15 protein-coding genes are annotated in these 17152 nt (G+C 71.1%); 3 read left to right on the forward strand and 12 right to left on the reverse strand.

Features of this window, described 5'->3' with window-relative positions; genetic code table 11:
* Window positions 1-171 precede the first annotated feature (171 nt).
* Window positions 172-780: a TMEM175 family protein gene (locus ACFWW9_RS14130; RefSeq protein WP_390376238.1), complete on the forward strand. Its 609-nt coding sequence runs from the start codon at window positions 172-174 to the stop codon at window positions 778-780.
* On the opposite strand, the gene ACFWW9_RS14135 is transcribed toward ACFWW9_RS14130, so the two are convergent.
* The 12 genes from ACFWW9_RS14135 to ACFWW9_RS14190 are packed head-to-tail and all read right to left on the reverse strand — an operon-like array spanning window position 777 to window position 14417.
* Window positions 777-1544: an HAD hydrolase-like protein gene (locus ACFWW9_RS14135; protein WP_390376241.1), complete on the reverse strand. Its 768-nt coding sequence runs from the start codon at window positions 1542-1544 to the stop codon at window positions 777-779. The two genes, ACFWW9_RS14130 and ACFWW9_RS14135, sit on opposite strands and share 4 nt — an antisense overlap.
* An 11-nt stretch (window positions 1545-1555) precedes the next feature.
* Complete coding sequence (locus ACFWW9_RS14140; RefSeq protein WP_390376244.1) at window positions 1556-2290, reverse strand: phosphodiesterase; 735 nt, start codon at window positions 2288-2290, stop codon at window positions 1556-1558.
* Window positions 2291-2303: 13 nt separating this feature from the next.
* The gene (locus ACFWW9_RS14145; protein WP_390376247.1) at window positions 2304-3554 is read right to left on the reverse strand and encodes an ATP-grasp domain-containing protein; all 1251 of its coding nucleotides are present in this window, start codon (window positions 3552-3554) and stop codon (window positions 2304-2306) included.
* Window positions 3551-4876, reverse strand: a complete 1326-nt coding sequence (locus ACFWW9_RS14150) for a cation:proton antiporter (RefSeq protein ID WP_390376250.1) — start codon at window positions 4874-4876, stop codon at window positions 3551-3553. The genes ACFWW9_RS14145 and ACFWW9_RS14150 overlap by 4 nt, the downstream gene beginning before the upstream one ends.
* On the reverse strand, window positions 4876-5421 hold the full coding sequence (locus ACFWW9_RS14155; protein WP_390376253.1) for a deoxycytidine triphosphate deaminase: 546 nt from the start codon (window positions 5419-5421) through the stop codon (window positions 4876-4878). Before ACFWW9_RS14155 ends, ACFWW9_RS14150 begins: the two co-directional genes overlap by 1 nt.
* Complete coding sequence (locus ACFWW9_RS14160) at window positions 5418-5954, reverse strand: hypothetical protein (RefSeq protein WP_390376256.1); 537 nt, start codon at window positions 5952-5954, stop codon at window positions 5418-5420. Before ACFWW9_RS14160 ends, ACFWW9_RS14155 begins: the two co-directional genes overlap by 4 nt.
* Before the next feature lie 10 nt (window positions 5955-5964).
* Entirely contained in the window at window positions 5965-7026 is a 1062-nt protein-coding gene (locus ACFWW9_RS14165; RefSeq protein WP_390376259.1) for a hypothetical protein, read from the reverse strand.
* Window positions 7023-7433, reverse strand: coding sequence for an SRPBCC family protein (locus ACFWW9_RS14170; RefSeq protein WP_390376262.1), 411 nt, complete (start codon window positions 7431-7433; stop codon window positions 7023-7025). Before ACFWW9_RS14170 ends, ACFWW9_RS14165 begins: the two co-directional genes overlap by 4 nt.
* A gap of 10 nt (window positions 7434-7443) precedes the next feature.
* Window positions 7444-7995, reverse strand: coding sequence for a DUF6031 family protein (locus ACFWW9_RS14175; RefSeq protein ID WP_390376265.1), 552 nt, complete (start codon window positions 7993-7995; stop codon window positions 7444-7446).
* Complete coding sequence (locus ACFWW9_RS14180) at window positions 7992-10661, reverse strand: DUF6001 family protein (RefSeq protein WP_390376269.1); 2670 nt, start codon at window positions 10659-10661, stop codon at window positions 7992-7994. Before ACFWW9_RS14180 ends, ACFWW9_RS14175 begins: the two co-directional genes overlap by 4 nt.
* 19 nt (window positions 10662-10680) lie before the next feature.
* Window positions 10681-11892 carry a hypothetical protein gene (locus ACFWW9_RS14185; RefSeq protein ID WP_390376272.1) on the reverse strand — a complete coding sequence of 404 codons (1212 nt, stop codon included), beginning with the start codon at window positions 11890-11892 and terminating at the stop codon, window positions 10681-10683.
* Window positions 11889-14417, reverse strand: a complete 2529-nt coding sequence (locus ACFWW9_RS14190) for a PEP/pyruvate-binding domain-containing protein (protein WP_390376445.1) — start codon at window positions 14415-14417, stop codon at window positions 11889-11891. The genes ACFWW9_RS14185 and ACFWW9_RS14190 overlap by 4 nt, the downstream gene beginning before the upstream one ends.
* Before the next feature lie 298 nt (window positions 14418-14715).
* Between ACFWW9_RS14190 and ACFWW9_RS14195 the strand changes: the two genes are divergently transcribed.
* On the forward strand, window positions 14716-15939 hold the full coding sequence (locus tag ACFWW9_RS14195) for an acetyl-CoA carboxylase biotin carboxylase subunit family protein (protein ID WP_390376275.1): 1224 nt from the start codon (window positions 14716-14718) through the stop codon (window positions 15937-15939).
* Complete coding sequence (locus ACFWW9_RS14200; RefSeq protein ID WP_390376278.1) at window positions 15936-17138, forward strand: MFS transporter; 1203 nt, start codon at window positions 15936-15938, stop codon at window positions 17136-17138. Before ACFWW9_RS14195 ends, ACFWW9_RS14200 begins: the two co-directional genes overlap by 4 nt.
* Window positions 17139-17152: the final 14 nt, after the last annotated feature.

Here is a 17152-nt window from a genome sequence, read left to right on the forward strand (position 1 = left end):
GGGCAGCAGCCCGGAGGTGCTGGAGCTGACCAAGGGCATCGAGGCGAGCCGGGCCGAGTACCTGGCCAAGCTGGGCACCGGGTGACGCGAGGGGGGGGGGGGCCGGGCGCCCCGCCCGCCCCCCCCCCCCGCCCCCCCCGCGCTGGTCAGGGCATCGGGTTAGATGTCGCCGTGACGACATCCCGAGACCCCGACCGGCTGGTCCTGTTCACCGACGCGGTGGTCGCCATCGCGATCACCCTGCTGGTCCTGCCGCTCGTGGACGCCGTGTCCGAGTCCGTGGCGGAGCACCACACGTCGGTGCAGGTGATCACGGAGAACCAGCCGAAGATCTACACGTTCCTGCTGAGCTTCGTGGTCATCGCGCAGTACTGGATCACCCACCACCGGGTGTTCGAGAACGTCAAGGCGTACAACAGGCCGTTGACGCTGGTGAACCTGCTGTGGCTGCTGACGATCGTGGTGCTGCCGTTCCCGACGGAGATGCTCGGCGCGTACAGCGACGACAAGTTCACCGCGCTCGTCTACATCGGCACGATCCTCGCCAGCAGCGTCTGCCTCTCGGCGCTGACCGTCATGATCCACGGCAACCCGGAGGTCGGTCGTGACGCCACCGGCTACACGGCGCGGAACGTCCTGCTGGCGATGATCCCCACCGGGCTGCTGGTGCTCGCGTTCGTGCTGGCCTCGACCGTGCCCGGCCTGACCTACACGTGGTTGCTGCTGCTGTTCCTGTCCGGGCCGCTCGGCTTCCTCATCCGCAAGCGGTTCCCGGCCTAGGGGACCAGCGTCGCGAGCAGGGCGGGCAGGTCGGCGATCGAGTCGACCTCCGCCCGCGCCCGCCCGGTCAGGCCCTCCGCGTGCTGCGCCGCGTACTTGCCGGTGCGCACCTGGACGGTCACCGCGCCCGCGGCCAGCCCGCCCTCGATGTCGGTGGTGGCGTCGTCGCCGACGACCACGCAGTCCGCCACCTCGACGCCGAGCGACCGGGCCGCCAGCGCGAAGAAGTCGGTGGACGGCTTGCCGAGGACCGTCGCCTCCACCCCCGCCGCGTACTCGAGCCCCGCCACGACCGCGCCGGTGTCGACGTGGTCGCCGTCGTCGCGGCGGAAGTACCGCCCCCGTTGCAGAGCCACGAGGTCCGCCCCGTCGCGCAGCGCGCGGAACGCCCCGTCCAGCGTCGAGTAGTCCAGCGTGTCCTGGCAGTCGCCCACCAGCACGTGGGTGTACGGCGCCGTCGTCGCCAGGTGGGCGAACTCGCCGCGCAGCCCGGTCGACACGAGCGTGAACACCGAGGCGTCCGGCAGACCCGCGAACAGCTCGCGGGCCGCCGACACCGGCGTGAACAGCTCCGCCACCGGGACGTCCAGGCCGTAGCCCGCCAGCTCCTCGGCCACCCTCACCGGCGGCCGGGAGTCGATGTTGGTCAGGAAGCGCAGCCCGAGACCCCGTGCCCGCAGGGCGTCCACCGCCTCGGCGGCGCCGGGCAGCGGCTCGCCCTTGGCGAACAGCGTGCCTTCCAGGTCCAGCAGAACGGCGGGCATCGGGAGCCTCCTCAGGCCAGTGCGCGGAAGTGCGTCGTCAGCACATCCTGGTCGAGCAGGTGGAAGGCCAGCCCCACGGGCGTGTCGTAGAGGGTCAGGTCGCCGTCGTGCTCCCACGGCAGCAGTGACGTCGACTTCACGCCCGGCGCGACCCGCACCGGCACGCCCGCGAACGTCGACGCCGCGGCCGTGTGCGCGTGGCCGCACAGCACCCCGGCGACCCGCGGGTGCTTGCGCACCACGGCCGCGAGGTCGTCCGGGTTGAGCAGCCGCATGGCGTCCAGCTCCGGGATGCCGAGCGGCACCGGGTGGTGGTGCAGCGCGATGAACGCGGGCCCGTCGCCCTCGGCCAGCGCGGAGTCCAGCCACGCCAAGGTCTCCTGCGCCAGTTCGCCGTCCGGTTTGCCGGGGATGACCGAGTCGCACAGCAGGAACGACGCCCCCGCCACCTCGTGCGCCTGGTTCACCGGCCCGGACCCGGACAGGCCGAGCAGCGTGCCGCGGAACGCCGTCCGCTCGTCGTGGTTGCCGGGGCAGAACAGCACCGGCACGGCGAGCGGCGCCACGAGCCGCAGCACCGTCTCGTAGTCCTCCGGCCTGCCCTGCTCGGTCAGGTCGCCGGTGACGAGCACCGCGTCGACCCGACCGGGCAGGGCGGCCAGGTAGTCGACCACGCGCGCCGCGCGCCCCTCGTTGCGGGCGCTGCCGTCGATGTGCACGTCGCTGAGGTGCGCGAGCGTGATCACGGGGTCCTCCTGCTCAGACGATCTCGTAGAAGCTGTCGCCGTCCAGATAACGCGTTGTCGCGTAGTCGCGCCAGAGCAGAGCGGACGACGTGTTCATCAGGTGGACGAGCATCGGGTAGGTGAAGTCGCCCTTGGTGACCGAGATCCGGTCGCCGGGCTTCACCTTGACCACCGCGCCGTGGAAGCTCTCCAGGGCCTTCACCTGGTCCAGCTTCGGGTACGACACCAGCGTGCCCGCCTTCGGCGACACCATGTTCGCGCAGATGGCGTGCCGCTGGATGACGTAGTCGTCCTTCGCGCGCTCGGTGAACCGCGCCGGGTCGGTGTAGGCGTCGACGGTCCACTCCAGCTGGCTCTCGCCGATGGCCTCGGTGACCAGCACCGGCAGGTCCGCGCCGCAGATCCGCGACGCCGTCTCGACCAGCCGCGGGCCCGCGTCGGTGAGCTTCAGCTCGGTGTGCGCGGGACCGTTGCGCACGCCCAGCGCGTCCAGCACGGTGAACACGTAGTCGGCGAGCTGGTCCTGCTCGGGTCCTCGGCGGGTCAGCAGGTGCGAGCCGCCCAGCAGGTCCCGCACGCCGTTCACGTTGAGGTGCCGGGTGGAGTGGATGTCGGTCACGTAGTGGACGCCGTCGAGGCTGACGGTGTTCACGTAGTACTCGATGCCCTCCAGGTACTCCTGGGCCAGCACCGCGTCGTTGCGCAGGTCGAGGACGCTGTCGGTGTCGACCAGCGCGTCGAACGCCGCCAGCACGTCCGCCTCGTCGTCGCAGAAGTAGATGCCGTCGTTGCCCGCGCTCTTGACCGGCTTGATCACGACCCGGCCCGCGCCGGACTCGCGGTACCAGGAGAGCAGCACGTCCCGGTCGTGGGCGAGGATCTGCGCCGCCACCGGCACCCCGGCGGCCTTGATCGTCTCGGCCATCAGGAACTTGTCCCGCCGGGCCGGGCTCAGCGCCGTCCCGTTGGTGCGCAGGTCGAGCGCCTCGCTGAGCTGGTCGGCCAGCTCGACGCCGCTCTCGATGCCCGCGATGACCGCGATCGGGTCGAACGCCTTGAGCGCGGCGACCGTGACGGCCAGGTCGCCGGTGTGCACGACCTCGTCGCGGAAGTCGGCCGCGACGAACGTGGGCGCGTAGACGGCGGGGATGCTGGGCGCGGTGCGCACGTGCACGCACCGGAAACCCTTGGCGTGGAACAGGGGCGCGAAGTAGCGCGCCGTGGAGTAGGCGTCGACGATCGCGACGACGCGGTCGGTGCTCATGGCGTTGGTCCTCTTCCGGTGTGCAGTGGCTTCTCGACGGGGACGCCGGTGTCGTCGAACGGTGCCAGCCCGCGGGCGACGGCCTGCTCCAGCCACGACCCCGCGATCAGCGAGGTGATCACCGCGGTCAGCACCAGCGTGGTGAAGAACCGGCCGTTCACGATGCCCGCGTCGTACGCGACCCCGGCGAGCACGATGCCCGGCCCGCCTCGGGCGTTCAACGCGATCGCCAGGTTCAGCGAGGGTATCGGGGGAGTGCCGGACAGCCTGCCGCCCAGGTACACGCTGCTGGCCTTGACCAGGCAGGCGAACGCGATGAAGTAGGCCGTGAACAACGGGTCCAGGTCGTGCACGAGGTCGAGCTTGAGGCCGATGACCGCGAAGTAGACGGGCATGAAGAACGCCGTGGAGAAGCCGCGGACGACCTCGACGTGCCGGGCCTCGCCGCCGCCCTCGCCGCGCCGGGACACCAGTCCGACCACGAACGCGCCGAACAGCGGCACGATGCCGAGGAACACGCACAGCGCCGACACCGCGAGCACCAGCACGACGCTGCGGGCCAGCACGGAGGCGGGCTCGCCCGTGCCGGTGAACCGCGCCCGCAGCCGCGTGCCGACGAACCCGGCCACCGCGAGGAACAGCACCGGCACCACGGCGTGGTAGACGATCGTCGCCGTCTGCGAGGTGATGCCCAGCAGCGAGACCAGGCCGAACTCGCCGGTCTTGCCCTTGTTCACCAGGCCGAGCGACATCGCGATGACCACGTTGAGGACGATGTCCTCCAGCACCGCGATGGACAGCACGATCCGGGCGAACGGGGTCCGCAGGATGCCGAGGTCCAGCATGATCCGCGAGATCACCGGGATGCTGGTGATGGCGATGGCGACCGCGATCACCAGGGTGAGCGACGTCCGCCCGTCGGCCGGGCCGATGATCAGCGCCGGGTTGGTGACGGCGGCGAACCCGAGGCCGAGCACGAACGGGATCACCATGCCCACCACTGAGATCACCGTGACGGCGCGGACGTTGTCCCGGCCCACCACCGACCGCATCTGCGTGCCGGTGAGGAACATCAGCAGCAGCAGGCCGAGCTGGTAGACCAGCGCGAGCCCCGAGGCCACCGGCCCGGTCTTCGGGAACAGCCACTCGCTCGCCGCCGGGGCGACCTGGCCGAGCAGGGTGGGACCGAGCAGCAGCCCGCCGAGGATCTCGCCGATCACGGCGGGCTGGCGGAACCTGCCGAACAGCCTGCCGAGCAGGTGGGCCGCGACGAGCAGCAGCACGAGCGCGGACAGCAGCCGGAACAGCTCGGTGTTGGACATCAGGCGCCCGCCACCAGTTGCGGCAGCGGCGTGACGTCCAGGCTGAGCCTCGACGGCACCGCCGACCGCGACCCGGTGTACTTGCCGTCGTAGCCGATCGCGTCGCCCTGCATGGCCCAGAACGCCAGCTTACCGATGATCATGCCGGGGTAGACCCGCACCGGTTCCGCGACCGCGATCTCCAGCGTCCACGGGAAGAGCGCCCCGCTGTGGCCGAGCGGCGCGGAGAACTGGATCCACATCCCGAGCGTCGACACCGAGCGGCACGCGTACAGCGTGGCCGCGTAGTGCGGGCTGCCCATGGTCTCCATCGTGCCGCCGAGGTAGAAGCGGCCGGGGAACAGGGTCGTGCCCTCGTCGTCCATGACGAGCGTGGTCGACCGCATCGGCGTGCGCGAGTCGATGACCTCGTCGTCGTAGGAGATGATCTCGCGGGCCAGCCGGAAGCCGTAGCTGTTGGGCTCCAGGCGTTCCGGGTCGTAGTCGTCGATGTGGATGCGGCCCGCGAGCACCTCGCGGTGGATGTCCTTGCCGGTGAGGATCACAGCCAGCTCCCGACCAGGTCGCGGACGGCGGCGCGGTGCTCGTCGAGCGACCCGCTGTTGTCCAGCACGGCGTCCGGCTCGATCAGGTCCAGCTGGCTGGTCGACTTGTCAGCACGGGACGTGTCGCCCCGACCGGCTAGCCGCTTCTCCCGGACGTCCGGCGACGCGGTGACCCGCAGCACCCGGAAACCGCCCTCGCGCAACGCCTTCGCGTCCACGTGCGGGTCGCGCAGGTCGTCGTTGAGGACGACGTCCGCGTCCGTCGCGCCGAGCCTGGCGAGGAAGTCGTCGGCCAGCGACCGGGGGTTGATCCGGCGCATGGCGTCGGCCAGCGCCTCCATCAGCACCTGGTCCTGCACGCCGTCGGCCAGCTCGACGCCGGACCTGCGGTACACCTGCGCCTGGAGGTCGTAGAGGGGTTTGGCGAGCTTGACCGTGGAGCAGGTCAGGCCCCGCTCGGCCGCGAACTCCGCGACCAGCCCGGCGGTGGTGGACTTGCCGCAGCCCGCCAGTCCGATGATGGCTAAGCGCATGTCCTGTCTCCTAACGGGTTTCGGCGTCTCCGAGGACGGCGTCGGGGTCGATGTCGAGGGTGCCGCGCAAGCGGATCATGGGCACGTCGTCCAGGTGCCCTCGGAGCTTCGCGAGCGAGGCGTAGAACGCCGTGTAGTCCGGCACGAGGTGCGACTGCCAGGTGAAGAACGTGGTGTCCACCTGCCGGTCCACGATCTTGTTGAGCTGCGCCCAGCGCTCGTTGTCGTCGGTGACCCGCCACGTCCGCAGCGGCTCGCTCGGCCGCACCTCGGGCAGGAACAGCGCCGCCAGCCGCTTGGGGGCGGCGGAGAACTCGACGCCCAGCCACGCCTCGAACACGTCCGGGTCCATCAGCAGCTTCTCGCCGGGAGCACGCTCCTCCACCCCGGCGTCGACCGACTCGCGGACCAGTTCCGTCAGCCGGGGGTCGGCCAGGATCGTGCCGACGCCGACGTACGGGTAGTCGCGCCACGGGTGCGCCATCACCACGCCGTCGACGACCTCGACGAACAGCTTGTCGCCGGTGAAGTACGTCCACTTCGGACTGCGCAGCGCCGACAGCAGCGTCGTGGTCTTGCCCGCGCCCTTCGGGCCCGCGATGACCACGGCCTTCTCGTCGTCGCGCAGGCCGGAGGCGTGCAGCACGACGGTGCCGCGCGACTCCTCGTGGCGGATCACCAGGTCCCGCACGAAGTCCAGCACCTGCACGGTCGACCCGGCGGTGATCGCCAGCTCGAACCCGTTGTCCTTGATCGCGTCGCGGGGCGCGTCGAGCAGCGTGGTGCGGTTGACGTACCGCCTGCGCTCGCCCACGTCCACGACGTGCGCGTCGAAGTTGAACTCGGCCGCGTTGCTGCGCCGGATCACCGACTGCTCGGTCTCCCACACCTCGGGCGCGACGTCGTGGTCCGGGTCGTAGGCCCGCACGGCGATCCGGAACGTGGGCACGCCCGCCGCGTCGGCGGACACCAGGTGGCGGAAGAACTTCCGCACCGGCGCGAACGCGGGCTCGGCGTCGGGTTCGACGTCGAACCGCACGGTGGTGCCGAGGAAGTTGAGGTACTCGGTCACGGCGTGGCGCCCTCTCGGCTGGTGGCGGCGACGGCGCGCACCAGCGCGTCGGCGTGCGCCTGGAACGACTGCGTCCAGATCGGGTCGAGCAGCGGGGCCAGCCCGTCGATGCCCAGGTGGAACTCGATGCGCAGGCTCAGCGTGTCCGCGACGGTCCACGTGCCGCGCAGCTCGGCGAGGTCGCCGGTGACCTGCTCGAAGTCCTGCCGCCCGTCGGCGACCGGGCTCCAGCGCTGCACCCAGTCGACCTGGCTGCCGTTGAGCAGGGCGCTCCACCGCTCGTCGCCCTCGGGTGTCGTCGTCACCTCGAGGACGTGGTCGGCGAGCGCGGGCACGTTCCGCACCGCCGCCCACACGCGGTCCTCGGGCACCCCGCTGATCGGCGTTTCCGCCACGACCGTGTTCATCGCCATCCCCTCAGGCATCCTTCATGAACGACGTCAGCAGGCCGACGTCCAACCCGGCGGACCGGGCCAGCTCGGCCCACTTCTGGAGCGTGAGCAGCATGTCCCGCTGCCCCTGCGCGACGAGCCGGTCCGGCAGCTCGCCGGGGAAGCCGTCGAGCAACCGCTGCCACAGCACGAAGATGTCGTCGACCCGGCAGCTGTCGCCGCCGAACTCCTCGTCGACGCCGAAGATGTCGCCCAGCTCCTCGCCGGTGGTGCTCGCCAGCTCGCTCAGGCCGTGTTCCAGGCCCAGCGCCAGGCAGTGCCCGTCGGCGGCGGCGACCCGGCCCGCGAGCCGGTTGTCGATGTCCACGAGCTGCTCCAGCATCCGCAGCTTCGCGGCCTGCTGCATCTGCGGCTGCGAGGTCCCTCCTTCGAGGTCCTCCACGTAGGCGCGGCCCTCGGCCAGCATCAGCCACGCGACCTGCAACCAGGTCGTCACGGCCTGGGGGGTCGCGGTGCCGTGGCCCGCGCGGAGACCGGGGTACACCGGCACCCGGCTCGCGATCGTCGTCTCGGTCATGCCCCGCTCCGGTCCTGGTACTCGACGGTGGTCCTGGCGACGCCCGCGCGCACCGCGCGCAGGGCTGTGGTGGCGTCCGAGGCCGCGACACCGGGCAGCGCGGCGAGCGCGACCGGGGTCTCGTCGACCCGCCCGGTCACCAGCACGCTGCTCCCGTCGGCGGACAGCAGCTCCGAGCCGGGCAGGAAGTGGTGGTACGCGGCGCCTTCGGCGAGCGCCGTCCGCACGGTGACGTCCTCGGTGACACCGGCCGCCCTCGCGACCGCCGACACCAGCGCCACGTAGTCCTCGGCCAGTCGGACCGACGTCCCCGCGGTCAACGCCGCCGAGAGGGACTTGCGGGCGCGTTCGATCGCCTCGCCCGCCGCGCGGTACGCGTCGTCGTGCCACCTGCCGGTGCGGACGAACCTGGCCCAGCGCAACAGGTACCACTTGCGGGTCGTGTAGACGTCGCCGTGCAGCGAGAGCACCGAGTCCATCAGGTGCAGCAGCACGTTGTAGGCGTAGCCGACCCGGCCGCGCAGCTCGCCCGCTGCCTCGGCCAAGCAGAGGTGCGCGACCTGCTCCACGGCGGTGTGCAGCGCGGCCCGCGACCAGACCTTGCCCAGCGCGGGCAGGCTCTGGAGGTACGGCGCGTGGCCGTCGAGGGTGATGCCGTTGACGATGCGCTCGGTCTGCTTGCGCCGCGGCTCGAACCTCTTGTCCCACGTGCGGAACCCGGCCACCAGCTCGCCGGGCGACTGGGCCGCGAGCGCGGCCAGCTCGTCGAGGTTGCGCTTCAGCTCGCCGCGCGCGAACGACACGACCTCCAGGTGGTGGCCGCGCTCGAAGATCTTGGTCGAGATCCGGGGGCCGTCGATCGCGCCCTCCTGGATCCGGATGAAGTCCAGGTCGCTGGTCTCGTTCGCCAGGCCGTGCACGGGGGAGCTGGTGAGCAGCAGCTCGCCGTCGCCGACCCGTTGCAGCATGAAGGCGTTGAGCCACCGGGGTTCCAGGTCGCGCTCGGCGAGGAAGGTCGTCACGGACCGGTGCCGGGTCGCGACCAACTCGGAGGGCGGGACGGTCAGCAGGCTTTCCAGGGTGTCGCTCAAGGTCTTGCTCCTGAAGGGGAAGTCGGTCGGCCGGTCGCCCAGGCCCAGCTGGTGCCGGGCGATCCGAGCGGCCAGGGTGTTGTCGACGGTGCCGAGGTCCACACCGGCGGGGATGCCGGGGCCCGCGGCGGCGACCGTCGCGAGCAGCCGGTCGCTGCCGGTGTTGACCACGTGCGACCCGGTCTTGACCATGGGGCGCAGCGCCGGGCCGCCGTCGAGGACGGCGGAGGGCTGGTAGTCGTCGTGGAGAACGAGGTAGACGATCTCGGCGGGCTCGGTGATCGGCCGGGCCCGCTCGTCGAGGAACCCGGTCACCACCGACGGCCCGAGGTCGAGCAGCACGGCCATCGCCCGCCGCATGGTGGCGTCGACCAGCTCGGTCGGGACCACCGCGCGGTTGACGCGCAGCGACCCGTTGTTGGCCGGGTGGTACACGACCCGCGAGCGCGCCGGGTCCGCCTCGGCGAGCCCCGCGGCGACCAGCACCTCGTTGACGTGCAGGAGGTCGGTGCTGCCGACCATGCCGTGGTCGGCGCTGAGCAGCACGGTGTCGTGCTCGCCCGCGCGCCGCAGCGCCGTGCCCAGCACGGCGTCCGCGGCCCGGTAGCAGTGCCGCAGCAGGTCCCGCACCCGGTCGGCGATGTCCGGCCGGTACGTGGCCGCGTGCCGGTCGCACCAGCCGAGCACCTCGTGGCCGACGTCGTCGGTCCACGGCAGGTACACCACGACCAGGTCGGCGTCGTGGCCCTCGACGACCAGTTCGGCCGCCGCGGTGAACGACTCGACCACGCGGTCCACGGACGTCAGGAACTCCTGTTCCGCCGTGCCGTCGCCGCCTTCGGCGAGGCGGGGCCCGAACAGGCCCGCGCGGTACAGCGAGCCGACGCTCTCGCCCGCGAACACCGGGGCGTTCGCGAGCCGCTCGGCCAGCGCGGCGTTCGTGCCGCCCGTGCGGACCGTCCACGTGCCCGTGCGGACCAGCGCGTCCTCGCCGACCCGGCGCACCCAGAACCCCTGCGACGGCGTGAGCCGCACCGGCGTCCAGTCGTGCCCCAGCGCGTGGGCTGTTCCGCCCGCGCGCAGCACCACGCCGTCCGCGGTCGCCTCGACCCGGACCGGCAGGTCGGCGACCGGCCAGTCCACGACCTGCCCCGGTGCCACCGAGAGCCGGTCGTGCCTGGCCAGCCTGCCGCTGTAGGCCTCGATCGCCACCTCGACGTCCGGGCCGAGCCCGCCGTCCGCGTCGAACACCCACGGGGCGTGCACGAACGCGCCGCGCACCCCCGGCGACCGCCAGACCGGCGGCCGCGCGGGGTAGGTCGGGTCGAACCCCGACCGGTGCTCGGTGAGCCCGGTCGGCACGGAGAACCCGGTCACGCCGTGCTCCTGCGACGACGTGCCGGTGAACAGCGTCGCCAACGACGGCGGCGTCTGGCAGTTCGGCGACGGAGGCCGTCCGGCGGCGCGGACGCCCGCGGACCGCAGCGCGCGGACGTGGGGGAGCGACCCCTCCGCGTCCAGCTCGTCCACGACCCACGCGGCGGCCGCGTCCCAGACGAACCAGTAGACCGTCATCGGCGGGGACCGGCGCCCATCAGGACACCTCCACGGCCAGCTCCGGGCGGGCGGCGACCGAGTCGAGCAGGAACGTCAGCTTCGAGTAGTAGCCGCGCTCGTCGGTCAGGCCGTGCTCCCGCAGGAACGCCTCCAGCCAGGTCGCGATCTCGCCGATCTCGTCCAGCACGTCCTGCTCGCTGGGCTCGACCGCCGTGCGGCTGCGCAGGTACTCCAGCTCGCACTGGTTCAGCACGACCTCGGGCGCGTCGACCAGGCTGACGTGGTCGAAGAAGATCCCGTACACGTGCCCGGTCCGCGCCGACTCGAAGTTCACGTCGTAGCGGATCCGGCGGAACGGCGGCAGCTTCGTCGCGGACACGCCCAGCTCGGACCGGATGTACTCGTCGAACCCGTGCTCCGGCACGACGCCGTAGGTGTGGCTCTCCCGCCGGTTGAACGTGTCCTTCTTGTACCACTTGCGCTTGACCAGGTTCTTGCCGTCCGTGGTGGGGATGAACGACACGTAGCCGCGGTCCTCCTCGGGCGCGGTCACCTGGTAGAGGTGGTTCGCGTAGTCCCACGCCTGGAACTCGTCGCGGTACTCCATCAGGTAGCCGGGCAGGCCGCCCTCGACGAGCCGCTGGTACATCCGCACCGTCAGCGTCCACACGTCCACCGGCGGCGCGAGCGTGTACTTGTACTCGAGTTCCTTGCCGGGGAAGCACTTGCGGTAGTAGCGCTGGTGGTTGTTGAGGAACAGGAACTGCTCGGCGTGCCGGGCGACCGCCTCCGGCAGCCACTCCAGGTCCTCGACGTCCGTGACGGCGATCGGCTCCGGCGTGACCCGGATGAAGCACGCGTCCTCGGCGCGGAACCGGGTCTGCGCGTGCACGTGCAGCTCGCCGTCGCGGACGGCCAGGTACCACAGCGGCACCAGCGGTCGCGGTCGTCCGTCCTCCGAGGACAGTCCGCTCACCAGGTCGGTGAGGACCTCGCCCGGCAGCATGTGCGGGAACAGGTCGGCGGCGTCCGCCTTGCCGTGCCCGCCCTCCGCCGACCCGGACGTGCGGGCGTGCAGCTCGACCTCGCCGAGGTCGGCCCACGTCAGCACGACGGTGTTGGACGGGAAGTGCTGGTGCACGGGCGCGGTGAGCGGCACCAGGACCAGGGGGTCGCTCGGGGCGGGCGCGGTCGACCCGTTGAGGTGGTGCAGCCCACCCAGCACGAGCCATGCGCTGTCGGTGCTCAAGATCCTTCTCCCCGGTGACTCGTCAGGATGACCGTGCCGTCGCTGATGACGACCTCGCCGTCGCCGGTGAACCCGGCCGCGGCCACGGCGGGAACCCCCGCCTCGCGCAGCAGGATGGCCAGGTGGCCCAGGGTCGAGCCCTGGTCGAACACGAAGCCCGCGACGTGTCCGATGAGGACGGACAGCACGGCGTACGGCCTGCTGGCGTGGACGATCGGCCGCTCCTGCATCGAGCTGACCTTGTCCAGGATCCGCGCGAGCCCGTCGTACTCGGCCACGTCGGTGGACTTGTTGATGCTGACGGCGGGCCCGATGGACAGCCTGGCCAGCAGCTCGTCCTCCTCCAACCGCAGCAGCGTGCCGTGCGCCGTGCCCGGCGACATCTGCACCACGCCCGCGGACGACACGGTGACCTCGTCCGCGCCCAGCACGGAGTAGTCGACGAAGTACGGCTCGCCCTGCTCGAACACCCACTCCAGCGTCACGGCGCCGTGCTTGGCGTGCATCGCGGCGGTCAGCCTGCCGAGCCCCGCGAGGTGCGGCAGCAGCGCGGCGCCCTCGGGTGCGGCGGTCACGTTGCCGGGAGCGTCGAACGGCCGCTCCAGGTCGTTCAGCACGATCGTCTCGCCGCCCGCGGTGCCGCGGTTGAGCGCCATCAGGCCCTCGGGCGTGTACTCGACGACGAGCCCGTCGCCCGCGAGCCGGGAGATCATGCCCAGCTCGCCGCGGATGAAGTCCCGCACGACGGCGGACCGCAGCTCGGTGCCCTCCGGCCGCGCGCCCGCCAGCTCGGCGAGCCGGGGGAGGACCTCGTCCTTGGGCAGCACGATCTGCCGCAGGTGGTCGCCGAGGTCGAGCACGCACTCCTTCGCCGCGCCCGTCGCCAGCACCGCCCGCAGCGCGGCGGCCGTGGTCTCGTCGTGCAGGCCGAGGCCGTTGAACTGGAGGACCCAGCCCGATCCGGTGGTCGCGCCGTTGGCGGCGGCCATCCGGTAGGCGGGCCCGCGCTTGGCGACGTACCCGCCGTAGACGGCCGCCACGTCACCGAGGTGGAACGACTGCGGCACGTCCTCGAAGTACATCCGGACGGCCTGCGCCACCGGCTCGGCGCTGCTGCGCGGCCGGTCGATCGTGGCGGTGAGCGGCCGCACCTGGATCAGGTGCACGCCCCGCTCGTCGGCCGCCCACTCGACGTCCACGTGGTGGCCGCGCTTCTCGCGCAACGCGTTCGCGAGCGCGACGACCTCCTCCAGCACGGGGTTCGGCGCGGTGGCGAGGTGATCCGAGTCCGTCCTGGTCGGCACGGCAACGCCGGCGACCAGCTGGTCGGCCAGACCCTCGACGTGCTCGACGACGACGCGGTCGGGGAAGTCCGCGTCCAGCCCGGTGAACGCCACCCCCGCTAGCGTCGGCTCGATCATCGCCTGCACGATCACCGCGAGCCGCGGCGACGCGTCGTGGCTGCCCGCGCGGACCCGTGCCGCGACGGCGGGAGCCTCGTAGTAGGAGGCCCAGCACTGCTCGATCGCGCCGACGACCTCGTCGAAGCCGCGGGCGTTGAGCACGCTGTGGTGCACGCCCGCGAGGCTGCTGCCCTCGGTGTCCTCCTCCAACCCGGAGGAGCGCACGGCGAACCGCCGGTCGGCGATGTCGCCGAACACCTCCTTGAGCCGCAGGCGGAGCAGCGCGTGCGCGTCCTCGGGGAAGCGGATCTCGGCCCCGATCGACTGGATGCGCGCGACGGACTCCGTGTAGAACGCGCCGACCGTGGCGCGCAGGTCGGCGAAGGCGTCCTCCAGTGCCGCGGTCTGCTCGGCGGTCCGGGCGTCGGTGAACTCACCGGCGGGCACGCAGAACGCGTCGGGCACGCGGAAGTCGCGGCTGCTCGTGGCGAGCGCGGCGAACTTCGGGCCCACCTCGGCCCGGTCGCCGCTGGCGCCGAGGCCGGGGAACCGCTGCCGGGCGATCTGCTTGTCGAAGTCGATGTGGATGTCGCTGGACCGCGGCCCGGTCGCGCCCTGGTACTTGCCCTCGTACAGCACGACTTCCCCCTGCGGACGCCACCACATCATCTGGCCGACGTTGATGCCGGGGTACACCCTCACCCGGTTCAACGTGTAGAGCTGCAACGTCCACTGGCCCTTGTAGCCGATGTCGCCGAGGCTCGCGGAGAGGTTGATGAACATCCCGAGCCGCGCCACGGAGGACCGGGCCGCGAAGGTCGGCGCGTAGTGGTCGCTGCCCAGGACCTCGACGGTGTGCGCGAGGTAGAGCCGCCCCGGTTCGAGCACGTAGCCCTCGTCCGGGATCTCGATCTCGTCGAACTCGTTGGGGTGGCGAGGGTCCAGCGGCGAGTTGCGGTAGGTGCGCAGGGTCCGGCCCAGCCGGAAGTTGTAGCTGTTGGGGTTCACCTGCTCGGGGACGAACGGTTCGATCGTGATGCGACCGTTCGCCCATTCTCTCTCGATCTCACTACCGGTCAGAATAATGGCTGTACCCCCCAGTTGACGTTCTGATTCGGGCAGCTCGAAAACTCCGACCGCCCTAGTGGCGACCGGAGTGGGGTGGAATTCTGTTCGGGATGGGCCCCGGTGTACTCCAGGTTAATTCGCGGTAGATCACGAATTATCCCGTGGCAGACCCTACGTTAACATCCCTGGTACGCGGAAGATTTTTCGCTGTGACGCAGTTCACTGGTCCATAAGGGTGAGGCCCATGGGTCGATTCACGTGATAGATAGGTGCTATCAGGTAATGCGCACCCCGGTATGGGATGTTCCTGTGGGCCGAGTGGCGTAGCGCGTTGACGATTCGGAGACAACACATGACCCGACCCCTGCTGCTCGTGATCTCGACCGGTCCTCGCCGGTTCCGCGAGTACCTGTTCGAGTCGATGACCACGCGCTATCGCATCCACCTCTTGAACACGGTGGAGCCGACCTGGGAGAACGCGTACGTCGAAGCGGCGACCGTCGTGCCGAACACCGACGCCGACGTGCTGCTGGAGGCGGCCCGCGCCGTGGCGGCGTCGACGCCGGTCGCGGGCGTGCTGAGCTGGGACGAGGCCCGCATCCACCAGGCGGCGATCGTGGCGCGCGCGTTGGGGCTGCCGACGACCGATCCCGACGCCGTGTGGCGCTGCCGCGACAAGCACGCGACCCGGTCGGCGCTGGCCGCCGCGAACGTGCCGCAGCCGAGGTTCGCGCTGGTGGGGACGGTGGACAAGGCTCTGGCGGCCGCTGCCGAGATCGGCTACCCGGTCGTCGTGAAACCCCGTGCGGCCGCCGCCAGCTACGGCGTGATCCTCGTGCGCACCCCCGAGGAGCTGGCCTCGCACTTCACGTTCTCCGCCGAGGCGACCGTGCCGCACGCGCCGAGCTACGACGAGTCCGTGCTGGTCGAGGAGTACCTGGACGCGCCGGAGATCAGCATCGACTCGGTGGTCCGCGGCGGCGTGGTCCAGGGCCTGTTCGTCGCCCGCAAGGAGCTGGCCTACGCCCCGTACTTCGAGGAGGTGGGCCACGTGGTGACCCACCACGACCCTCTGCTTCGTGATCCCGAAGTCCTCCGAGTGTTGCAGGACACCCATTCGGCCCTCGGTTTCACCGACGGCTGGACGCACGCGGAGTTCAAGGTTACGCCGAACGGGTTGAAGGTCATCGAGGTCAACGGGAGGCTCGGCGGGGACCTCATTCCATATCTTGGGATGCGGTCCTCGGGTATCGATCCGGGATTGATCGCCGCCGCTGTTTCGTGCGATCTCGAACAGGAGATCGCCGTTGATCGGGAACTGGTCGCCGCCGTCCGCTTCTTCTACGTCGAGAACGACGAGACGGTGATCGAGTCCGTCGAATTCGACAATTTGGCACTACCGTCCCAAATTGATTCGGCTGTAACGCTCGTGGCTCCGGGAACGATTGTGTCTCCTCCTCCGAAGGGGATCAATTCCGGTCGCGTCGCCTTCGCCACGGCCGTGGCGCCGACCGCGGACGAGTGCCGGGCCGCCCTCGACGGGGCGCAGGCCGCGCTCGTGGTGACGTCCCGGTGACCACGGAGGCCCCCCGCTCCGACACGGGCATCTGGGTCACGATCCGCGAGTCGCCGTTCGCGGTGAAGGCCCTGCTGTTCGGCGTGCTGGTGAACAAGCTGGGCGCCTTCATGCAGGTGTTCCTGGTGCTGTACATGACCTCCCGCGAGTTCAGCGACGTGCAGGGCGGTTTCGCGCTCGGCGCGTACGGCGCGGGGTCGGTGCTGGGCGTGCTGCTCGGCGGCACGTTCACCGACCGCATCGGGCCGCGGCTGACCATCGTGTTCGGCATGGCGGGCACGTCGGTGCTGCTGCTCGGCGTGCTGTACGTGCACGTCTACTGGGCGCTGCTGCTCGCGGTCGCGGCCGTGGGCGTGATCAGCCAGCTCTACCGGCCCGCCTCGGCCGTGCTGCTGGCGGAGCTGACCCCGGAGCACCGGCAGGTCATGGTGTTCGCCATGTACCGGCTGGCGCTCAACGTCGGCACCACCGCCGCGCCGGTCGTCGGCGCGCTGCTGCTCACCGTGTCGTACGACCTGCTGTTCTGGGGCGAGGCGCTGGCCTCGCTCGGGTACGCGGCCATCGCGCTGTTCGCGCTGCCGCGCGGGGTGTCCGCGCCCGCGAAGGTCGAGCCCGGCACGTCGACCGGCTACCTCGCCGTGCTGGCCGACCGCCGGTTCGTGGCGTACCTCATCGCGATGCTCATCAACGCCGCCGTGTACGTGCAGTACCTCAGCACGTTGCCGCTGGCCATGCGCGACGCCGGGCTGGACGTGTTCTGGTACGGCGTCGTGGTCGCGGTCAACGGGGCCGTGGTGATCTGCTTCGAGCTGCTGATGACGAAGGTCGTGCAGCACTGGCCGATGCGGATCGTGCTGGCGATCGGCTTCACCCTGCTCGGCGGCGGCCTCGCGCTCTACGCGCTGCCCGGCGGGCTGGCGGTGTTCGTGATCGGCACGCTGCTGTGGTCGCTGGCCGAGATCATCGAGGGCCCCACGATGTTCGCCTACCCGGCGAAGGCCGGGCCGGAGCACCTGCGGGGGCGTTACCTCGGGTCCGCGCACGCCATGTTCGGCGTCGGCTCCGCGCTGGGCCCGGTCGTGGGCGTCGCGCTGTGGGTCCAGCTCGGCCCGACGTCGTGGCTGGTGTTCGGCGCGGCGTCCGTGCTCGCGCTCATCCCGGCCTGGTACGGGATCCGGGCGGTGGGAGCGACGAAGTAGCGTCCACTTCGGAC

The sequence above is a fragment of the Umezawaea sp. NPDC059074 genome, assembly GCF_042738955.1.
In the GTDB taxonomy this organism is placed as follows: domain Bacteria; phylum Actinomycetota; class Actinomycetes; order Mycobacteriales; family Pseudonocardiaceae; genus Umezawaea.